Genomic DNA, 17754 nt, shown 5'->3' with positions numbered 1-17754 from the left:
CGGATGGCTCGCTTCTCCGTCGTTGAATACGGGTCTCCGGCGAATCTTCTTCCTGCCATTGCTGCGTCAATGGGGAGAGGGACTGCGGAGGCGGCGCGGCACCTCTCTGATGCTGGGGCACGGGTAGCCCGCCAGGTCGGGCTTAAGAAGTCGCCGATTGAAGTGAGCGGCCCGCTCGTGTCTTCTAGTAAAGTCGCAGGCCTCCTTCACTTGGGGCGATCGTGCGAGCTTGAGATTGCGCCCAAGTTCTTGGGCGAGCACGCTGGTGGCGCGGGATGGCGTGAAGATTTTTTCTTTCTCGCTATGCTCTCCAGGCATGGACACGTCCTTGCCTCCGATCGCATCCGAGCGGACACCGCCGCAGACAGCGATCTAGACTCGCTGCTGGCTCGAGCAATCACGGATATGTATTGGGAGCATCACCACCGCCCAATCAGGTCCTACAAAAGGACCATCGAGCACGATTTCTTCCTCGACGGCGACGTCGACCCATTCGATCTGCGCGTCCCCGGGCCAGCTGGATATCCACAAGAGGTCATTCGATACAGCAGAGCCAACCGACACAACGCCATCATTTCCGCTGCTGCAGGAGTCGCCCGTCGGCACGTTCGAACCCCAACAGCAAGCGCAGAGCTATCCAGAGTGAGAGCGCATTTGGGAGTTCAGCCCCGCTTGTCTCGTGGCCACTTGCTTCCGCAAGCAGTTCCCGGTAGGTCGAGGCGTTGGCAGGCGCTGATGGATCTGTCAGTGGATGTGGTAAACGGTTTCGGCATGGGGTTCAACGAAGGAGAGGCGAGGGCTCCAGGGTTTGTCATGGGGACGTGGCAGCTATGGCAGGATCTCGTCACCATTGGTCTTCGTTTAGGGTTCGGCGCAGGCAACGTGCTAGCGGAGCAGCCTCTGGAGCTGGGCAAGAGGCAGTATCCGAATGGCAAGGCAGGTAAGCTCAATGTCAGGCCTGACACATCCGTTTTTTCAGACGGGCGCCGGTTCCATGTGGATGCGAAATATAAAGGCCGCGTTGACCGTGGACGGGTGTGCGCCGCCGAGTCGGACATCTATGAAGCCATGGCTTTTTCCATGGCAAGCAACGGGCTGCCAGTGATACTGGCCTATCCACGGCTCGCTTCAGCGCCATTGCTTCCTGTAGGGACTGTTGAAGTGCTGGAGCAGGTTAGGATATCTGGCTGTGGGCGGATCGTCGCCATCTCCATTGAAGTTCGTGGGATATCCGGCCGTCGCGCCTTAGCCAGCTTTGTTCAAGAAATGAAACACGGCCTGGATAAGTTGTCTGAACTCTTGAAATAGCTGTCGCTTGTGAGCTATGGATGTCCTATAGGACGTTCAACGCGGACCAATAGGAGGGTCTCATGGCAGCGGTGATAGGTGGAAACATCTTTGGAATGGCTCAGCGCATTCTTTTCAAGACAGTTCCTGGCGGGGACTGGAGGAAATTTACAGGCACTTCAAATAACAATCCGAGTGCGGGGGGCGGCGCTCGAGATCTCCGATACAATGGTTTTAACGATTTTGAGCTCGTCGCAAGTGCCCTGTTTCCTACGAAGCTCATTCGAAGGACCAGAGGTGGCGCGCCTAAACTGATAGATGCCTACCAAGGTAGCCTTAAACACACATTTGGACCGTCTTTGTCGGATGAGGCGTTTTTCGAGAACCCCACTGACGTTCGGGGCGCTGAGTGGCGCTTCACCAAGGTCAGCGGGAAGTCCCCGATCGCGCTTGCTGTACCGCAAGCTGGCCCAAGCGACACCGATATTCTTGTTCTGGTCCAAGAGAACGCTGGAGAGCTGGTGCCGGTGTTCACCACTCTAAATACGATGCCGCCAGGGCCAATTGCCACGTTCATTGCACAGGTTTGCAGCGCCCCTCGTAAGTCGAGGTCGGATGCAACGGCGGCGGGTTTCTTGGACCTTGTTGCAGGCTGGAACGACCACAATTGAACGGTTCAACCCTTCAGTCGCGGCCCCTCTTCTGCTGACGCAGCTTCCGTAGCAGCAATGCCATCGGCCGAGGAGCATTTCCATCACTCCTGGGCCGAACTGAATCAGCGGGTCAGTTGGCCAACTGAGCGTAGAGGACATATAGAAACATGGGCAGTCCACTGAGCAGCCCAAATACCCAGAATGCGCCGAGAAGTGTCATGGGCGTCATGATCCACCACTGCCACCACGAGAACCCGACGTCTCGGGCCTGAGCTGCCCGTGCCTCGATCGGATACCGAAGCGCCGCCTTCCGCGTTCCTCGCCGGGCCATGAGCGGCCCGACAATGAACCCGAAAGGTCCCAGGAAGAGTAGGGCCCCGGTATACCACCAGAAGAAACGATCTCTAGGCGTCATGAGCTTGCGGCGTGCAGAGGGCGCTTGACCAAGGAGGGGAGGCGGATGGGCACTCATTTGGCGTAGGCCTTCCAGACCCCCGATTCACGCACATACCGAAGGTTTTTGTTGACAGGGATCGGCACCTGCCGGCCGCCGATGTCGATGGATACTTTTCCGGTGGCGTCGCACCGGTAGCCTTCCATGTCCTGGGCTTCAACGCAGCCGGACAGCTGGAACTCTTGGATTCCGGTGATCTGACCTGCGCCACTCTGGGTAAGCAGGGCTGCCAAGGCCTTCTCGGCATCGCTGCTGGAAGGCGGACCACCGCAGGCGGTCAGGGTGAGGGCAACGGCCAAGCCGGCCAAGATGAACTTCGTTGCTTTCATGGTCATTCCTTGAGATGGGCGGGGCGGCGAAGGGCCCCCCAAAGTTATTGCGACGAGGTATCTGCTTAGCGGTCGCGGTTGCCTTCGGGCTTGAACCCGGCGATCCACATCCTTGAATCCTTGAACGGGGTCAGCAGCCCCGAGGCCCCGGGGTGCAGGTCGGCGGTCTGAATGAACCCAGAGACCCAGGCGACCCGGAGGGCCACATCGACGGCCCGGTCGGATACGCCAGGGCGGGACACGTTGATGACGAACGGCTGCGCGGGCGAGTTGGGGCCCGTGGACCGGTTGGCCCCGGTGTTGGGCTTGCCGGCAGGCACTTGAACGCCCATAAGAGCGTCCCGTCCCTTCCAAAGGGCCGACGTGTTGAGCTCCGCCACATCGCCCAGGTCGTCGGTCTCGGTCATGGCGGCATTGGCGCAAGTCCGGAAGGTCTCGGTGGTCGACGCGGAGGGGCTCGTCCAGATCCGTGCTTCGACGGACCAGCAGGGCAGGGAGGCACCCCACTCGGTGTAGGTGAGTGCAACACGGGGCCAGTCGAGCTTGCCCTGCTGGGCCAACTGATGATTGTCGGATTTGAAGAGGCCCTGGATCTTCCCCGCGCCGCTGACTGGGGCGTAGATGGCCCCGCCGCCGGCAGCCGATTTGGCGCGGCCTTCGACCTGCTTGCCCCCCACCATTTCTTGGCCGGCATTCCTGAGGCTGGTTCCCAACTGGCGAAAGAAGCCAGGCTTGTTGGGTATCTCTTCCTGCTCAGGTTGGCTTTGTGCGGCTGCGCTATAGGCGGTCAGCAGCAGCGCGGCAGCCAGGCCGGCGGCCATCCTTGTCTCGCTCTTCTTCATGAAAACCCCTGTGGTTGGTCGGTAGGGTGCTACATTTCATGAAGAGTCTGCCATGCATTGAGGGACCACGTCATGCTGTCCACCCAAGTTTTCAACTTCCGTTCACTTGCCCAAGCCCTCCCCCCGCTCTTTATTCGCTGCCCGTCTCAAGCAGGCCAGGGAACTCCGTGGCATTGCCAGTCAGCGAGCCTTGGGGGTCTTGATGGGGCTTGATAAGAAGCTGGCCAGCAGCCGCGTGAACAGATATGAGACGGAAGTCAGTGGTATCGACTTGGATGGACTGGGAAAACTCGCCGACGTTTTAGGCGTTCCGATGGCTTATCTGGTAGCCGAGGACGATGCGACGGCCGCCTTCATCTTGGCGTTGAAGAAGATGACTCAGGCCGAGCGCAGGGAGTTGTACAAGCAGCTTCTCAGCAGCAAATCCGCTGATTGAGCGATAGTGGTGGTCTAACCATTTTTGACAAGGAAAGTGAGATGGATTTAGTTGCTAATAATCCGAAGGTCTTCGTCAGTCATGCAAGCGAGGACAAGGACAGTTTTGTTCTCGAGTTTGCAACAAAGCTTCGCGCGCACGGCGTCGACGCATGGGTTGATAAGTGGGAAATGCTTCCCGGCGACAAGCTCATCCATAAGATTTTTGAGGAGGGCCTTAAAGCGCCAGACGCCTTCATCATCGTTCTTTCCACGACGAGCGTCACAAAGCCGTGGGTTCGAGAAGAGCTCGACGTTGCTGCTGTGAAAAGAATTTCCAATGGGATGAAGTTGATCCCGGTCGTAATCGACGATTGCCAAATTCCTGGCGTATTGACGGCAACGCTGTATGAGAAGTTCGATAGGCCAGAAAACTACAATGCGTCCTTCGATCGCGTTCTTTCAGCCATCTTCAACCTGAGTTCCAAGCCTCCTCTGGGGGCGCTGCCCGCCTATGCGCATCCTTCTCCTGTCCGAATGGCAGGCCGAAGCGCGTCAGACAGCCTGGTGATCCACGTCGCTTGCGAAAAGGCCCTGGAGGATGAAGATCAATATGTCTATCCCGTGGAGGCTTTTGATCTCAACGGCTCTCCCAAGCTTCCAGTTCAAGAGCTCCGTGATTGCCTAGAGATCCTCGAGGATGACGGCGCGATTGAGAGCCTCAAAGGGATTGATCCTGGCATTAGACCGTTTCGGATCACCGAGTCTGGATTTGAGCTTTACGCACGCGAAGCCATTCCAGGGTATTCGGAGATGAGGTGCAATGTTGTGCGAGGCATCGTCAACTCAGAGTTGACCTCAAATATTGCTCTTTCAGAACACTTGGGATTGCCGGTCTACCTAACAAACCACATCCTCTCTTTGCTTGAACACGAAGGCGGGATCAAGCTGACTAAAGGTCTTCAAGAAAGACAAACGATCTACCATGTTGGAGCTTCGCTCCGACGGGAGCTGTCCGCATAACGTCGGTTCAGCGGCTTTGGCGGTTGTCGGTTTCACGTATCAGGATCCTCCGCCGTCAGAGGTCCTTGATGGCGGAAGGTCGCCTGGATGGGCTATAAATCAATCCTGGCCTTATTGATGGAGTAGCCCTTTTGGCCCTCACGACCCTGAAATCGCTCAACGCAGAAATCAAGCAGCTCGAAGCCCAGAAGAAACTGGTCGAGAAACGAGATGGCGAGGTGCCAAAGGCATTGGCCGTGCTCCAGCGTTATGCAAAGGTGCTTAGCCCGGCCCAGCGCCGGCAGGTGGCTAAGATCGCCGGCGAAACTGTTGAGGTTCAATCCGGGCGCGCTACCGCTACACTCCGGGGCTCAATGAAGGGACGCAAGCTCGGATCGGTCGCTCCGAAATACCGGCTGCCGACCGGTGAGACCTGGACGGGGCGCGGTCTGTCACCCAAGGTCTTCACTGCCTGGGCGAAATCTGGCGAAGGCCGGGCCTGGGCTAAGGCTCACCCTGATGCCAAATTCCCAGCGGCAGAGGGTGCGGGGACGTCCACTGCCAAGCCGGCGAAAAAGACGACCAAAGCTGCCAAGAAGGTCGTAAAGAAGCCTGCCAAGCGCGCTTCGACCAAGAAGGCCGCAAAGAAGGCCACAAGGGTTGCGGTAAAGAAGATTGCGAAATAAGAGCTGCCAGACCTTCGTCACCCACCACTGGCAACTGAGTCCAGTGGCGGGGCAGGCGCGCGAGGAGTATCAGGGATAGAACTTGGCTGGATCTGACAGCTGATCTGCGAACTGACCTCGCTGATACTTAGGCAACTCAACACTGGGCTTGTAGCGCTTGATCGTCCGGAGCTTTTTCTTCTGCGCCAAGGCTGGCTTCTTGTGGAAATAGGCCTCGTGCAAGACAGCGACGCGTTTGTTGGGAGAGTGCCCCGTAATCAGCGCAATGACTTCTTCCGGGATGTCCTGGTGATGAAGCTCTGTGGCGATCGTGTGGCGGAACGCATGGAAACCGACGCCTTTCTTGAAGCCTAAGCGTTTCATGTAGGTGCTGAACTGGTTGAGTGCGGCCTGGCTGTATCGAGCATTCGAGTCGCCCGTCGCGCGGTTCACGCCCGCCGAGAGGTGCGGGAAGAGGCGCGGATGCCCGCACTGCCTAATGTCTTCAACGAAGTCCAGGAAGCCTGCATCAATCAGCTGCTGTGCGATGGGCACGTCCCGGATGGCCGATTTGCCTTTTAGGCGTTGACGACTCCGGCCTCGACTCTTATTCGCGAGGTCTGGATCGATTGTCACGCGAATGCGTATCCACCAAGTGCCATCAATCTGCACAATGTCAGCTAGCTTGAGCTGAGCGACTTCGTTGATGCGAGCCCCGGTGTAAAGACCAATCATTGGCATCCACCAACGATGCGGATGGCTCTTTGCCCAAGGAACGAAGGTCTCCGGAGCAAAAATGCGTTGGAGGTCAGCTTCATCGAACAAGCGCTCTGCCTTATCCGCGTCCTCGGCCAGGTCGTCCTTGAACTTCTTGAAGGCTGCCATGGGGGAGGCGGGGATCGCGTTGGCCTCGACCAGGCCCTTGAAGAAGGTGGAGAGGAAGCGACGGTGCTTCTCAAGCGTCTTGGGTGCCAGTGGTTGCACGGCAAGCTCTTTGCCCAGCGCGACCGCTTCTTCATATGTGTAGTCGCGATACTTGGGGTCCGAAAGAAGCAACGGCGGAGCCCAGCGGAGCAAGTCCCACAGTCGATAGATGTGGGCATGGTCGATTCGAGAAACCGGAATGTCGCCGCAGGCCATCTTGAGTAGGTTGAGTGTGCGGAAGGTCGAGCCGGTCGTGTCCTTCGCTAGGCCGCGGTCATCGCGAGACCTGACGTAATCGGCGATTTCCACCGAAAGGAGGCGAGGCGCCGAGGCGATGGGGAGTGGGGCTGGATACTGGGTGCATCCATTGGCTCTACGGCTGCGGCGCTGGCGGTCGTCTGCCCGGTCCAGCATCTCCTGGGCGTGGATGGCGGCTTCTCGCCCAGTGATGTTCAACTCTTCGATACGAAGGTTCCCCATCTGGACGCCCCTCAGCTGGAGAGTGCCCATCGGGTGGAGCAGGTATTGGTGGAGGTGTTCTAGAGCGGGGGTTTGCATTGCTTGGCTTCCATCGAATGATGGAAGTACCAATAAGACAGCTCAAAAAATGGTCAATACAAAATCGCCTGCGACTTGAACACCGTAAGCGTTGCCACCGCCAATGGCGGATTAAATGAAGCGCCAAGTTTGTACCGGCGTCCTCTTTAAAGGTGATTCTTGTTATATCAATGACTTGAGAGGGGAAGGGGGTGAAACCTCCGGAGTCATTTTGGTACTGTTTAACTGATATAGGCTAACTAAACCCACTTTATAACCTGAACTCTAGATAAATGAGGTGGAGGGGTTGTTAGTTTATGTGTAAGTTTTTCTTATGCTCGGCTTGCCACCACATGGTGGTGAGGAGAGACCGCATGGCGAAGAACGAGCAGACGGGCCCGAAGGCAGCTAAGGCCGCAAGTAGCGTTTTGCGTGATGATCGAACTGGCAGCAAGTCCAAGACTGCGGCGGGCTCTGCCCTGAGCCAGGCGCCGGACAAGGGCAAGAAGACCAAGAAGTAGTTTCATTGGCCGGCGCCATCCGGCGCCGGTCTCTCCGAAGTGTCTTGTTCGAGGAATGACGATGACAGGGGATAGTCCAGGAGTGCATAGGCCGAACAGCTCAGCTGGGGCGAACCTCGACGGCTACCAATGGCCTGATGCAGTCCGCTTCATCCCCTATTGGGGTGACCTCTACTGGGAGGGCATGGACGGGGTGCGTGTCCTGCTGCTGGGGGAGTCACACTACCGAAATGAGGGGCTCAGCGATGCGCTCGAAGTGACCAGGCCCTTCACGCAAGATACCTTCCGTGAGATGGCGACGGAGGTCCGAAAAGCGGGCGACGGTCCCTTCTTCAAGGCACTAGACTTGCTCCTCAATGGACGGCAGGACTTCCAGCGCCAGGAAGCCGCCGAAGCCTGGAGGCGCGTGGCATTCTTGAACCTCTCCCAGGCGTTCGCAGGTTCGCAGGCAAGTCATCGGCCGCGGAATCAGGCGCTGCGTGACGGTGGTGATGTTCTGTGGCAGGAAATCCTGCCGGTGCTGAAGCCTAACGTCGTGCTGGTTCTGGGCCGGACGGCTTGGCGACTCTTCAGTCATGGCAAGCCCCAGCCGGGGTTGGAGCCCTTCAACGCCCGACATGTCAATCGAGGGGAGGGCAAGCGGCGTTATATTGAATCCCGAGAGGTCTGGTCGCTGGACTACGAGGGTGGGTCAGCCCTGATGACGTGGGTCTATCACCCATCTTGGCATGTGGACACATGGCAGGACCGGAGTGCCGCCCTGCGTCATCTGATAGCGATTGCCAAACAGAACTAACAATGCGCGTTGCGCAGTGGGAGAAGAGTAGTTCAATGAGCGATACAACGGAACTGACCAAGGTTGTAAGGAAGACGGCCAGCAGTGGCAAGTTGGACTACGTCCCCGTCGTCGTGCTCAACGAAACGTCCAGGACAAAGCTTCATGTCGTCGGCTGGCTGATTCCGCACAGTGACCACACCGGCTTCTCCATCAAGCTGGAGGGGTTCAAGAAGACGAAAGCTTCGCCTTGGGAGGAAGACAAGCCGAAGACTATCAGCCTGACTGAAATCTCAACGCTGAAGCTCTTTAAATACCTTCAGACCCATCTTCCGTTGACGCAGCAATCGGAAGCCGGTGAGTTCATCCTAATCAAGGTCGCAAACGGCGCAGCGGATCTGACCGGGCATGACCCCCAGTCCCTCGTCGGAGCGCTCACCAAAGTCCTCTCTCACTCGGATTTGGTCCAGCACCTGGCCAACACAGAGCTCACTCATGAGCTGACCACCGCGCTCCGGGGATCTATTCGTCTCAGTGAGATGCGCTCCGCAGTTGCTGAGCTGCGTTCCAGCCTAGGGCGTGCGGAGTCGGCTGAGCAGGTCTACCAGTCATGGTGCGAGAAGCACTGCTGGGCCTTCGGCAATGCCTACGTGGTCCGGGATGAGGTGCGTGCAATCACCACTGGGGACAACATCGATCTGATGTTGCCTAACGTCATTGCGGGCTATCGAGATATCGTTGAGCTGAAGCGGCCCGACATGGAGGTGCTTCTCTATGACAAGGCACACAAGAACTTCTACTTCTCCGCAGATGTATCCAGGGCCGTGGGTCAATGCCACCGATACCTAGACATGCTTTACGAGTTTGCTGACAAAGGACTGCAGGACCACAAAGAGGTAGTGGCCTATCACCCGCGTGCCACGATCGTTATTGGTCGCTCCCATGATTGGAGCGATGAGCGGCAACGCGCGCTCCATGGGCTCAATCGGCGGATGAACGGTATCACCGTCATGACCTATGACCATCTACTGGCGCAAGGGGAGCGGTTGTTGGAAATGTTGTCCCCCGCAGCGGGTCCCGAGGCCGCGTCGGTCGATGGCGTCGAACTCGACGACGACATTCCCTGGTAGGCCTTGGCGATGTATAAAGAGATCTTCCAGCCCGTCACGATGGAGGTTTAGATGAGCGTTTCAGTGCACAGGGATTTCCCCCACCTAAAGGTGTGTGAAGGGAGCCCGGAGTTGGGCACGACCCCATACATCGCGTTCGAGGAATACTTGACCATTCCAGGGCTTGAGGACGCTGATATTCGCTTGGAGTTCGCTAACAATCCCTCGCTGGATGAAGTTGAGGACTTGACGCGTCGTCTGAAGAAGGCGGGACTGGTCTTTGTGATTCAGCGCGGTAGAAGTCATATCTGAGATCACGCCTACTTCTCAGAAGTGCGCATGGGGCAGCGGCGCGGTTCCGTGCTAACCATGGAGGCTGGATTACATTCGCTAGCGCGTGGATCTCGTGGGCGGGACTGTTGGTAAACTTCCTCGCTTCTACGTTTTTTCGGGGGAGGATATGCAGAATTTTCGGTTTAGCCATATCGGCCGGCTCAGTGCTTTTGGCCTAGATGTCTCCCATGCATGCGCTTCCACAGTCGACGTGGCAGCGTGTCTATGTAGCCTAGAGGTGACTCCTCTATGTGACGCGATGATGGAGGAGGTCAGAGGCAATGCGTAGCGCTTGGCGGACGAAGAAGAGTCGGTTATCACCGTCCGGGAAAGCGATCGCCGCAGCCATCGGCTTCCTCGATCTCATTGAGAAGAGGGTGGATGAGAAGGGTCTGGGAATACGGTTGCGCGCTGAGATCGGTCTTCAGTGGACATGGCTGACATGCATACAGCATCTAGCCGGTAAGGAGGCTTTAGCCGCGCTGTCGGCACTTCCTGCGGATTGGTCAAATGGTTCGCGATCTCGCGGAGACCTTTTAGTCGCGTCTCTGCTGGCGGCTCGTGCGGTGGCAAATGCCCGCCCTGATGGTCGCCCGTTGTGCGCTAGTAGGCTCGCCGAGTCGTTGAAGGGGGGTGGATCTCGTCAGCTCTGAAGCAGGAGTTGGGGATGGACCACTTTGAGTGGGTGGTTCTCGATTACCTTCGAGCGGATCGCGGGCTGTTCATCAATGCGCAGTGGTGCATCCAGCTGAGCCCTGGGAGCAATCCCGATACCAGTGGCCTTCACTGGTATTGCCATGCGGTCGCTGTGAGTGTCCGCGACCGGGCGGTTTACCTTTGCGAAATCTCTTACGCGGTCCGCCTACCCGCGCTATTGAACGGCCTGAAAAGCCGGGATCAGCACTGGCTTGCCTTGAAGGAGCCGTTGGCGAGGGACTGTGGTATCCCCGCCGATTGGACGCTTCAGCCATGGCTGTTCGTTCCCAACGAGCGCGTGGATCGCTTGCTTTTAGGCACCCGTGCGCTATCACTGATGCCAGAGCCGCGGATAACGGCCTTGGAGGAGGTCCTCCCTTGGCGCTACCGATCTTGGGACCGTGGAGACTATCTGGATTCTGGTCGTGACTGACTTCAATCTTAACGCGCCTAGCTTTGCTTTGCTCCAAGCTCCCATGGGCTGTTGGAAATGTGGCTTACCTACCCTAGTCACTGCCATCTGGGTGCCACGCCTCACAGAGTTCGATGAGGAGGGCGAACTGGAGGTCGCTGATGCTGCTGTCCTGCAATATGTCGAATCCTTGGACGCAGCCGCCGAGGCGTTCGTCGTCCAGGCCGCACCACTCCTGCGTATCGGCCAGTCGCAGACTGCCGGCGTCAACTATTGGGCCAACCATTGTTCCCACTGTGACGCCCTGCAGGGAGACCACTTTGTGATGGGCGTGAATGGGCCTTTCTTTCTACAGTCCCAAGATGAGCTTGTTTCGTTGACCGTCCACCGAGCTGGCAGTGGCCTCAGGGCGTCTGCCGGTTATTCGGAGTCGGGATGGATGAGTTGGGTCTCTCGTCTGTTGGGAGACAGCTAATGAAGTCTAGGTGCTGGGCGCATTCATTAGGAGGCTGCGACTCGATGTCTGGAGAGCACGTCATCAGCAGTGCCGTCTTCAGTCCTGGCTGTGGGTGCCCTGTAGTGATCGAAGGGGTCCGGCGCATCAGAGACGGTCTTCCCACCGCAAATGCAGAGAAATTCAACATTCTTTGCCGCCGGCACAACTCCATGTTGAGTCCACTTGATACCTGTGTGGGCAAGCTCTCCAAGTTCGAGGCAGACAGCAGTGACCCGACTTTCAATGATCGTCTTTACCTCGACGGTCATCTGTTGGAGCGATGGTTATTCAATAGCCTAGTGAATTTTGCTGCTGCGGGCTGGCTGGGACGAGAAAAGCTAAAGCCGGCTCCCGAAGTGGTGGCTTCCATCTTTGGTCAAGCACCTTTCCCTTCTGACGTAGGGCTCTACTCCGTCGACGGCATCGACCCTGGCCACCGAGCGTCCGGAGGGGGTAGCGTAATGCCACTGTATCGAATGCTGCCCGAGGGAGCGTCTCTGGCAGGCGCATATGTCGCCGTCCATGGCATGGCCCTCCTTGCATCCTTGGACGACCGCCTTGCTTCAGAGATTGACGCAAGGTTGGTGCCGTCCGCATATGGGCACTTTACGCCTGGGACCTCTCGGCATCTCTATCGCCCTGGGGCCATCGTCATCGACCGCAAGGAAGGCCCGGCCCTTGTTGTCGCCATGGCGTGGGAAGGTTGTTTCAGGTTTGCGGATGGAGCCAGCGTGACCCTGGCTGAAATGGAGGAGGTTGTGCGAAGACGCGGGTCAGGTGGCTTAACGTCTCAAATCTCGCCATAAGTGCTTGGGAAACGAAGCTTCATGTCGATGTATCTCAATGACTTGTGGGCATCGTCAAAAAACCTCTACTACCATTTTTGAAGTTTTCGATGATTATAGCTAGGGACGAACGTCAATCCTGCCTTTGGATACGAGCCTTAGAATTCGAGAATAGGTGATGGCAATCCTGAGTTGCGCAAAGGTGCTGTGTTCCGCAGCATGCCATCGATCCGCCAGCCACGTAAGCTCGCAATAAAGCGATGGGACGTCTTGATTGGATCTTAATGCTCTGATGTATGGGGTGGCGGCGCCCATCATGTGCTTGACGGTTGTTTTATAGTTTAAGTAAAGAATGTCTTCATCATAAATGCTCTTCCGGACGCCGATGGCGAGTGCTTCGAAATAGTTCAGCACATACCTTATTTTAATGGCATCCTCCGACATCGCATTTGCTGAAGTCGCGAATGAGGCGATATCTCCGCTCGCCTTAAACTTGCGGAGTAGTCTAATTCCGGTGACGAAAGATTGATCGTCTCTCCCAGCGAAGACAAGGTCTGAACTTTGTTTTCTGCGCGCCAAGCCAATATTGGTTCGCAATGTCGCAACTGCCACGACGACACCTAGGACCACAGTCAGGTCCTTGAGTTCCATCCCTAAAATGTTCATAGACCTTCCATGGCTTCTTCACAATCAAAATTGCCCGCCATTGGCGGGCAATCGGTATTTGGATCAGTTTGTTGTTTTGTTAAATGCCATCAAATCCGTCGCGCATACATCCTCCTATTGGAAGCGGGCGTTTAGTGCTCGCCTCCTTTTTATACGTGATACTTGTATTTTTGTCAAGCTGCTACCGTGCTGGCACACCGAGGGCTTGTCATCATACAAACTGTATAAGCGTGGCTTCGTCTTCGTGATTCGGCCCGCGTTCATTAATGTAAATGCCGGAGGGCAAGAGCGCACTTAGGCGTTCCTCCGGAACGCGTGCGCCAAGGGCTCCGCCCCTGGAACCCCAAGCCTCTGCGAGGCTTGCCAACGGCAAAAGCTGGTCCATAAAGAATCCTGTTTTCACAGGAATCTTTATGGCCATCTTCCACACCTCCATCAAAACCTTCAGCCGCAGCCGGGGGCAATCCGCCGTCGCCGCAGCCGCCTATCGGGGCGGCCTGTTGCTCGCGGACTTGCTCACCGGGCAACAGCACGACTACCGCCGTCGCAGCGGTGTCGTTGAAAGCTTCTGCCTCGCCCCGCCAGACGCTCCCGAGTGGGCGTTAGACCCTCGGGAGCTCTGGGCCGTCGCCGAAGCCGCCGAGCGCCGAAAGGACGCTACCGTAGCTAGGGAGTTCGAAGTCTCCTTGCCCCACGAGTTGTCCGAGGAGCAACGGGCACACTTGGCGTTTTCACTCGCCGATGCGCTGGTCGACCGATACGGGTTCGCTGTCCAAGCGAGCATCCATGCCCCTGGCACGCCGGATGGGCTCAACCACCATGTCCACATCCTGGCCACCACGCGGCGCCTTGGGCCTGATGGGCTTGGCGAGAAAACCAGGGAGCTGGACGTAGGGCCGTCCGGCAAGGTCCAAGTTCAGTGGATTCGGGAGATGGTCGCAGCGACGACAAACGCCCACCTGGAGGCCGCCGGGCATACCAGCGCGATTGACCACCGAAGCCTGGCCGAGCAGGCTCGGTCGGCAATGGAACGGGGGGATGACTTGGCGGCGGCGGCACTCTCTCGCGAGCCGACCCAGCACCTAGGCAAATGGGCAGCTGCGATGGTTGGCAAAGGGGAGGAGGCCGTCAAGGCGAGAACCAACGACCAGATTGCTGAGGACAACCAGGAGCACTACGACTACTTGGTGCGTAAAGCCGGGCTGGCTGGAAAACCCGTGCCAACCCGGGGCCAAGGAGAGGGGGCCGGGGACGGGGCGCGCGTGATCAACAAGGAAACGGCCGGGCTCCCGCTTGGCTTGGAGATGCGGGGGGTGTCGGGGGTGCGGCTTCAGCACGTGCTGAGCACCTCTCATGCGCCGCCGGAGCACGGCCCCGTCAGCTTGGCCCATTGGGTCGCCCAGTCCCTGCGAGACGTGGAAGAGATCTCCAGGGCAAGGGCCGATTTGGCGATGGGGAAGATCCGAGCGGCTCTGGAGTGGGTAAAGCAACAGCTGGAACACGAGCCCGAGACCACCGAGTTACGCCAGTGGGTCACCAAGGCCGTTCTTCAGGTCCGTGCCCTCAGGAATCTGATTGTGGGACGAGCTCGCCGGCTGCTGTCCCTCGGCAGGGCCACGCGGCTGAATCACATGGCTGAGCAGGAGTGGGAGCGCTTCAACTCTGACTACCCACTGGGCTCGACCTGCTACTCCAAGCCAGAGTGGACCCAGCGCCGGGGGCGGCGGCTGTCAGTGCTGGAAACGCGCGCGACCGAGTTGAAGTCGGCGCAGGCGAGGGCATCAGAGCAGGAGCTGAGCCTGATTGATGCGGAAATCGTCAGAAAGGCAGCGCTGCTCGAGGCATTGCCCTCGCCGCCCCAGGTCTTGGTTGGGCAGGCTCATGCTCCGCAGCCCGTGGCGGCCGGCGCTTTAACTTCACCTCCGCCGAGTCATCGCGGGCCAAAGTTCCACTGATGACAGATAGAACAAGCCCCGCATTTCGCGGGGCTGTTGTTCATCGACGGCCGGGGCCCGCTGATGGCACTCTGGTGGGGGCAGGCTTCACTGGGGGCAAGCCACGAGCCGCACGCCAAGCGTCAGTAGAGGGGAAGCTTTGCGGGACTTGATTCCGGTCAACCGGTGCGGCTCGCGAAGCACCATTGGTGGACGGAGAGTAGGTCAGGGCTTGAGGGGCCTGGCTTCCAGGGGAGGCTGCGAACCGGCGCAGCAGTATTTTGGCGACATCCAGGGCGTGTTGAGCATCCACTTCTCGCTCAGCGGCATCCCGTGTGCCGCTTTGAGGAAGCAAGGCCTGAAGAAGTTGGCTGGCGATGCGAAGTTCGACGTTTGCGGGCATTGGTAAATCATCTAGTGAAGGGTCTTCACATCGAAGCACCCAAGCGGGAATGCGCAAGCGCCTGATGACGCAATGCGTCACAGTTTCTTCCTTCGGATTTATCACCTTAGGCGTTGGCCTTCCTTGGGCCTCAGTCCTGTTCTGCCACGCTTTGCTCCAGCGCCAGCTTCACCAACCAATGGCTTCCTGGAGCTTGGGAGGCTAAGAGCAGGTCATACGTCTTGACCATGTTGAGCAGGCCCGAGTGCCCATAAGCATTGGGCGAAAACGAGGGATCTGTTCGCTTCAGGTAGTTGCCCAGGGCGCTGACGATGACTTTTCCGTCCGGGCTGCCGTCGGCGAGGAGTGCTACGGCGTCGACCAAGAAGCGGGGGCGGCGCTTCGGAAGGGGTTTGAGGGGTTCCGCCTTTGCTTGTGGCTGTTCTTTCAAGGCTGGGGCCTGGTCCTCCGTCTCGGGCTTCTGCTCGCAAGGCTTCCATTCAAAGAACTGGTCGCAGGCGTTGCGCAACGCCTCTGGCGTCTTGGCTTCTCCCACGATGCACACCGTTGCGCCGCGCTCTCGGAGCTTGCGACAGAGGTAGGCAAAGTCTGAGTCACTCGTCACCAGGCAAAACGTGTCGACCCGCTGATCAAACATTGCCTCTAAGGCATCTAAGGCCAATGCCATGTCAGCGGTGTTTTTTCCTGCTGCGTATTGGTATTGGAGGCATGGGGTAAAGGCCTGCCGGACCAAGGTCTCCTGCCAGCGCTTGGCCAGAGTGGAGTGATTGCCGTAGCCACGGCGGAGCACCACTCGTCCGAACTGGGCGGCCATCAGGAGGGCGTGGTCTACAACCTCCGGTGGAACGTTATCGCAATCCAAGAGGACGGCCACTCGACTCTCGATGGGGTGGATGCTCACGCGTTGCTCCTTGCCTTGTGACGCTTTGTAGGAAGGCTGCCTTCGGGCAGCAGTGCTGGATCCACCAAGGGCCGCAGCGTTTCCAGGTTGAGCCTATAGCCCAGCGTCCGAAGGCCAGGGGAGTGAGCGCCCAGTCCGTCCAGCTTCTCTTTGACGGTGAAGTCACGGCTATAAGTGGCGTGGTGCTCGTCGTCCAGTTCGTGGCCGACGATCTGCGCCCGCAGCTCCGAGACCACACCCAAGCCTTGGAGCTCTTGAATCAGGGTTTTCCTTAAGGAGTGGAACCCGCGCTTGGCGGTGGGCCAGTTCTTGCCCACCTCGGCCAAGTAGCGGCTGAAGGCCTTGGACACCCAGTTGCCCTGGCCGTTCTTGGCCTCGGCCTTGGCTCCAGGGAACAAACGGGTATGGCCCTCGGCCCGCATGCCCTCGACCCATTCCAAGAAGCCAAGCGCTGCCAAGTCGGGGTGGACTGGCACGGTGCGGACGCTTACATCGGTCTTCACCCGCTGGTGCTCGCCCTCGTCAGAAATCTGGATGCAGGGGACGCCGCCTTCCTCAGTAATGTTGCTGGTCATCAGCTGCCCGACTTCGGAGGCCCGGGCACCCGTGTAAAGGCCAATCAACGCTGCCCAGCGGGCCGGCAAGGGCAGGGCCTCGAACGCCGCCGGGGCAAAGAGGACTTGGATTTGATGGGAGTCGTAAGCCTTGAAGCCGAACCTGCGTCGGGCCCGCTTTTCCCGAGTCGAGTAGCTCACGTGGCCAGAAGCCGGGTTGTCGCCCTTCGGGTAGTAGCCCGAGGCCATGGCCCATTCGAAAAAGCCGCCTTTGCCACCCACATAGCTTTGCTTGTTGGTCAGGGTGGGGGTCGATGCCCCTTCATCGCGCATGTGCTGATACCACCGGGCTAGGTCGGACCGAGTGAGCGAGTGCAGTTTGGTCTTCTCGCCAAGGAAGCGGGTCAGGAGTTCGACCGCTGTCCTTTTGATGGTCCAAGTCTTGGGCAGGCTGCTGCCCTTGATGCTGGCCAGCCACGCATCCTTGGCCTTACCCAAGGCGATGGTCTCGATGGACGGCTTGGCTGTGCGGGTCGGGGCAGCTAAAGGAGGCGGGAGCTCTTTGCGCAACATGGCTGCCAGCGGGCTGGGCTGGGAGGCGGCGAGATCCATGATCTGCTGGTAGAGCTTCACGTCTTCCGGCGTGTCGATCTGCCAATGCTCGGTGATGGTGCCGTCCGCCGCGCGGGTGCGGTTTAGCGTCAGCTGCTGCAGGTTGTCTGCGTTGGTGAGGCGCTCGAGCAGCGTCTCGATGTCTTCGTCCTGATTTCCCATGCGTTGCTCCCTCAACACGCTGAACGCTTGAGCATAGCGTGCCGCCAGCGTCAGGGCGCGCAGTTGCGCCACGGCCATTTCGCAAGTGCGCAGGGTGCGCTTGAGGATGCGTTTGCCGATGAGGGCCTGAAGGTCCGTGGGAACCCGCTGCCGGAACGACCAGAGCCCAGAGCGGGCTCGAACCAAATGATGGGGGATGCGCATAAGGGAGGTGTGTCCCGGCTTGCATCAGCACCAGCAGTCATTCCGGGAAAAGCAAAAACCCCTGCGTAAACAGGGGTTTGCTTA

General features: G+C 58.4%; 18 protein-coding genes. 11 read left to right on the top strand and 7 right to left on the bottom strand.

Features of this window, described 5'->3' with window-relative positions; all coding sequences use genetic code 11:
* Positions 1-3 precede the first annotated feature (3 nt).
* Positions 4-1308 carry a restriction endonuclease gene (locus ICJ04_RS14250; protein ID WP_188324865.1) on the top strand — a complete coding sequence of 435 codons (1305 nt, stop codon included), beginning with the start codon at positions 4-6 and terminating at the stop codon, positions 1306-1308.
* A 62-nt stretch (positions 1309-1370) separates the two neighbouring features.
* Entirely contained in the window at positions 1371-1958 is a 588-nt protein-coding gene (locus ICJ04_RS14245) for a hypothetical protein (protein WP_188324864.1), read from the top strand.
* Between the two features lie 112 nt (positions 1959-2070).
* Here ICJ04_RS14245 and ICJ04_RS18385 read toward each other — a convergent pair whose 3' ends face one another.
* The 3 genes from ICJ04_RS18385 to ICJ04_RS14235 form a co-directional block, all read right to left on the bottom strand.
* Positions 2071-2412 (bottom strand): hypothetical protein, encoded by a 342-nt coding sequence (locus tag ICJ04_RS18385; protein WP_223202905.1) that lies wholly within the window; start codon positions 2410-2412, stop codon positions 2071-2073.
* Positions 2409-2723 carry a hypothetical protein gene (locus tag ICJ04_RS14240; protein ID WP_188324863.1) on the bottom strand — a complete coding sequence of 105 codons (315 nt, stop codon included), beginning with the start codon at positions 2721-2723 and terminating at the stop codon, positions 2409-2411. The genes ICJ04_RS18385 and ICJ04_RS14240 overlap by 4 nt, the downstream gene beginning before the upstream one ends.
* A gap of 65 nt (positions 2724-2788) precedes the next feature.
* Entirely contained in the window at positions 2789-3544 is a 756-nt protein-coding gene (locus ICJ04_RS14235) for a hypothetical protein (RefSeq protein ID WP_188327352.1), read from the bottom strand.
* A gap of 127 nt (positions 3545-3671) precedes the next feature.
* Here ICJ04_RS14235 and ICJ04_RS14230 point away from each other — a divergent pair, with 127 nt between their 5' ends.
* The 3 genes from ICJ04_RS14230 (at position 3672) to ICJ04_RS14220 (ending at position 5667) form a co-directional block, all read left to right on the top strand.
* On the top strand, positions 3672-4001 hold the full coding sequence (locus tag ICJ04_RS14230) for a helix-turn-helix transcriptional regulator (RefSeq protein WP_188324862.1): 330 nt from the start codon (positions 3672-3674) through the stop codon (positions 3999-4001).
* A 41-nt stretch (positions 4002-4042) separates the two neighbouring features.
* Positions 4043-5002 (top strand): toll/interleukin-1 receptor domain-containing protein, encoded by a 960-nt coding sequence (locus ICJ04_RS14225; RefSeq protein WP_188324861.1) that lies wholly within the window; start codon positions 4043-4045, stop codon positions 5000-5002.
* A 131-nt stretch (positions 5003-5133) separates the two neighbouring features.
* The gene (locus ICJ04_RS14220) at positions 5134-5667 is read left to right on the top strand and encodes an H-NS family nucleoid-associated regulatory protein (RefSeq protein ID WP_188324860.1); all 534 of its coding nucleotides are present in this window, start codon (positions 5134-5136) and stop codon (positions 5665-5667) included.
* Between the two features lie 69 nt (positions 5668-5736).
* Here ICJ04_RS14220 and ICJ04_RS14215 read toward each other — a convergent pair whose 3' ends face one another.
* A complete protein-coding gene (locus ICJ04_RS14215) occupies positions 5737-7128 on the bottom strand; it encodes a site-specific integrase (RefSeq protein ID WP_188324859.1) in 1392 nt (463 codons plus the stop codon).
* 353 nt (positions 7129-7481) lie between these two features.
* On the opposite strand from ICJ04_RS14215, the gene ICJ04_RS14210 reads away from it, so the two are divergent.
* From ICJ04_RS14210 to ICJ04_RS14190, 5 genes are all read left to right on the top strand, one after another.
* Complete coding sequence (locus ICJ04_RS14210) at positions 7482-7628, top strand: hypothetical protein (protein ID WP_188327393.1); 147 nt, start codon at positions 7482-7484, stop codon at positions 7626-7628.
* A 61-nt stretch (positions 7629-7689) separates the two neighbouring features.
* Entirely contained in the window at positions 7690-8424 is a 735-nt protein-coding gene (locus ICJ04_RS14205; RefSeq protein WP_188324858.1) for a uracil-DNA glycosylase family protein, read from the top strand.
* Between the two features lie 35 nt (positions 8425-8459).
* On the top strand, positions 8460-9533 hold the full coding sequence (locus tag ICJ04_RS14200) for a Shedu anti-phage system protein SduA domain-containing protein (protein WP_188324857.1): 1074 nt from the start codon (positions 8460-8462) through the stop codon (positions 9531-9533).
* A gap of 51 nt (positions 9534-9584) precedes the next feature.
* Positions 9585-9824, top strand: a complete 240-nt coding sequence (locus ICJ04_RS14195; RefSeq protein ID WP_188324856.1) for a hypothetical protein — start codon at positions 9585-9587, stop codon at positions 9822-9824.
* Between the two features lie 688 nt (positions 9825-10512).
* The gene (locus ICJ04_RS14190; RefSeq protein WP_188324855.1) at positions 10513-10974 is read left to right on the top strand and encodes a hypothetical protein; all 462 of its coding nucleotides are present in this window, start codon (positions 10513-10515) and stop codon (positions 10972-10974) included.
* 1380 nt (positions 10975-12354) lie between these two features.
* On the opposite strand, the gene ICJ04_RS14185 is transcribed toward ICJ04_RS14190, so the two are convergent.
* Positions 12355-12885 carry a DUF4760 domain-containing protein gene (locus ICJ04_RS14185; protein WP_188324854.1) on the bottom strand — a complete coding sequence of 177 codons (531 nt, stop codon included), beginning with the start codon at positions 12883-12885 and terminating at the stop codon, positions 12355-12357.
* 428 nt (positions 12886-13313) lie between these two features.
* Between ICJ04_RS14185 and mobQ the strand changes: the two genes are divergently transcribed.
* Positions 13314-14855, top strand: a complete 1542-nt coding sequence (gene mobQ / locus ICJ04_RS14180; RefSeq protein WP_188324853.1) for a MobQ family relaxase — start codon at positions 13314-13316, stop codon at positions 14853-14855.
* 512 nt (positions 14856-15367) lie between these two features.
* On the opposite strand, the gene ICJ04_RS14175 is transcribed toward mobQ, so the two are convergent.
* Positions 15368-16138, bottom strand: a complete 771-nt coding sequence (locus tag ICJ04_RS14175; RefSeq protein ID WP_223202903.1) for an NYN domain-containing protein — start codon at positions 16136-16138, stop codon at positions 15368-15370.
* Positions 16135-17670: a site-specific integrase gene (locus tag ICJ04_RS14170; RefSeq protein ID WP_188324852.1), complete on the bottom strand. Its 1536-nt coding sequence runs from the start codon at positions 17668-17670 to the stop codon at positions 16135-16137. Before ICJ04_RS14170 ends, ICJ04_RS14175 begins: the two co-directional genes overlap by 4 nt.
* Between the last annotated feature and the right edge of the window lie 84 nt (positions 17671-17754).

The sequence above is a fragment of the Stenotrophomonas sp. 169 genome (assembly GCF_014621775.1).
Classification (GTDB): domain Bacteria; phylum Pseudomonadota; class Gammaproteobacteria; order Xanthomonadales; family Xanthomonadaceae; genus Stenotrophomonas.
This window is presented reverse-complemented; position numbering and strand designations above follow the sequence as displayed.

Coding starts and splice junctions, on each gene's coding strand:
- ICJ04_RS14250 (WP_188324865.1), top strand. CDS start 4: ATGGCTCGCTTCTCCGTCGTTGAATACGGGTCTCCGGCGAATCTTCTT.
- ICJ04_RS14245 (WP_188324864.1), top strand. CDS start 1,371: ATGGCAGCGGTGATAGGTGGAAACATCTTTGGAATGGCTCAGCGCATT.
- ICJ04_RS18385 (WP_223202905.1), bottom strand. CDS start 2,412: ATGAGTGCCCATCCGCCTCCCCTCCTTGGTCAAGCGCCCTCTGCACGC.
- ICJ04_RS14240 (WP_188324863.1), bottom strand. CDS start 2,723: ATGAAAGCAACGAAGTTCATCTTGGCCGGCTTGGCCGTTGCCCTCACC.
- ICJ04_RS14235 (WP_188327352.1), bottom strand. CDS start 3,544: ATGGCCGCCGGCCTGGCTGCCGCGCTGCTGCTGACCGCCTATAGCGCA.
- ICJ04_RS14225 (WP_188324861.1), top strand. CDS start 4,043: ATGGATTTAGTTGCTAATAATCCGAAGGTCTTCGTCAGTCATGCAAGC.
- ICJ04_RS14215 (WP_188324859.1), bottom strand. CDS start 7,128: ATGCAAACCCCCGCTCTAGAACACCTCCACCAATACCTGCTCCACCCG.
- ICJ04_RS14210 (WP_188327393.1), top strand. CDS start 7,482: ATGGCGAAGAACGAGCAGACGGGCCCGAAGGCAGCTAAGGCCGCAAGT.
- ICJ04_RS14205 (WP_188324858.1), top strand. CDS start 7,690: ATGACAGGGGATAGTCCAGGAGTGCATAGGCCGAACAGCTCAGCTGGG.
- ICJ04_RS14200 (WP_188324857.1), top strand. CDS start 8,460: ATGAGCGATACAACGGAACTGACCAAGGTTGTAAGGAAGACGGCCAGC.
- ICJ04_RS14195 (WP_188324856.1), top strand. CDS start 9,585: ATGAGCGTTTCAGTGCACAGGGATTTCCCCCACCTAAAGGTGTGTGAA.
- ICJ04_RS14190 (WP_188324855.1), top strand. CDS start 10,513: ATGGACCACTTTGAGTGGGTGGTTCTCGATTACCTTCGAGCGGATCGC.
- ICJ04_RS14185 (WP_188324854.1), bottom strand. CDS start 12,885: ATGGAACTCAAGGACCTGACTGTGGTCCTAGGTGTCGTCGTGGCAGTT.
- mobQ (WP_188324853.1), top strand. CDS start 13,314: ATGGCCATCTTCCACACCTCCATCAAAACCTTCAGCCGCAGCCGGGGG.
- ICJ04_RS14170 (WP_188324852.1), bottom strand. CDS start 17,670: ATGCGCATCCCCCATCATTTGGTTCGAGCCCGCTCTGGGCTCTGGTCG.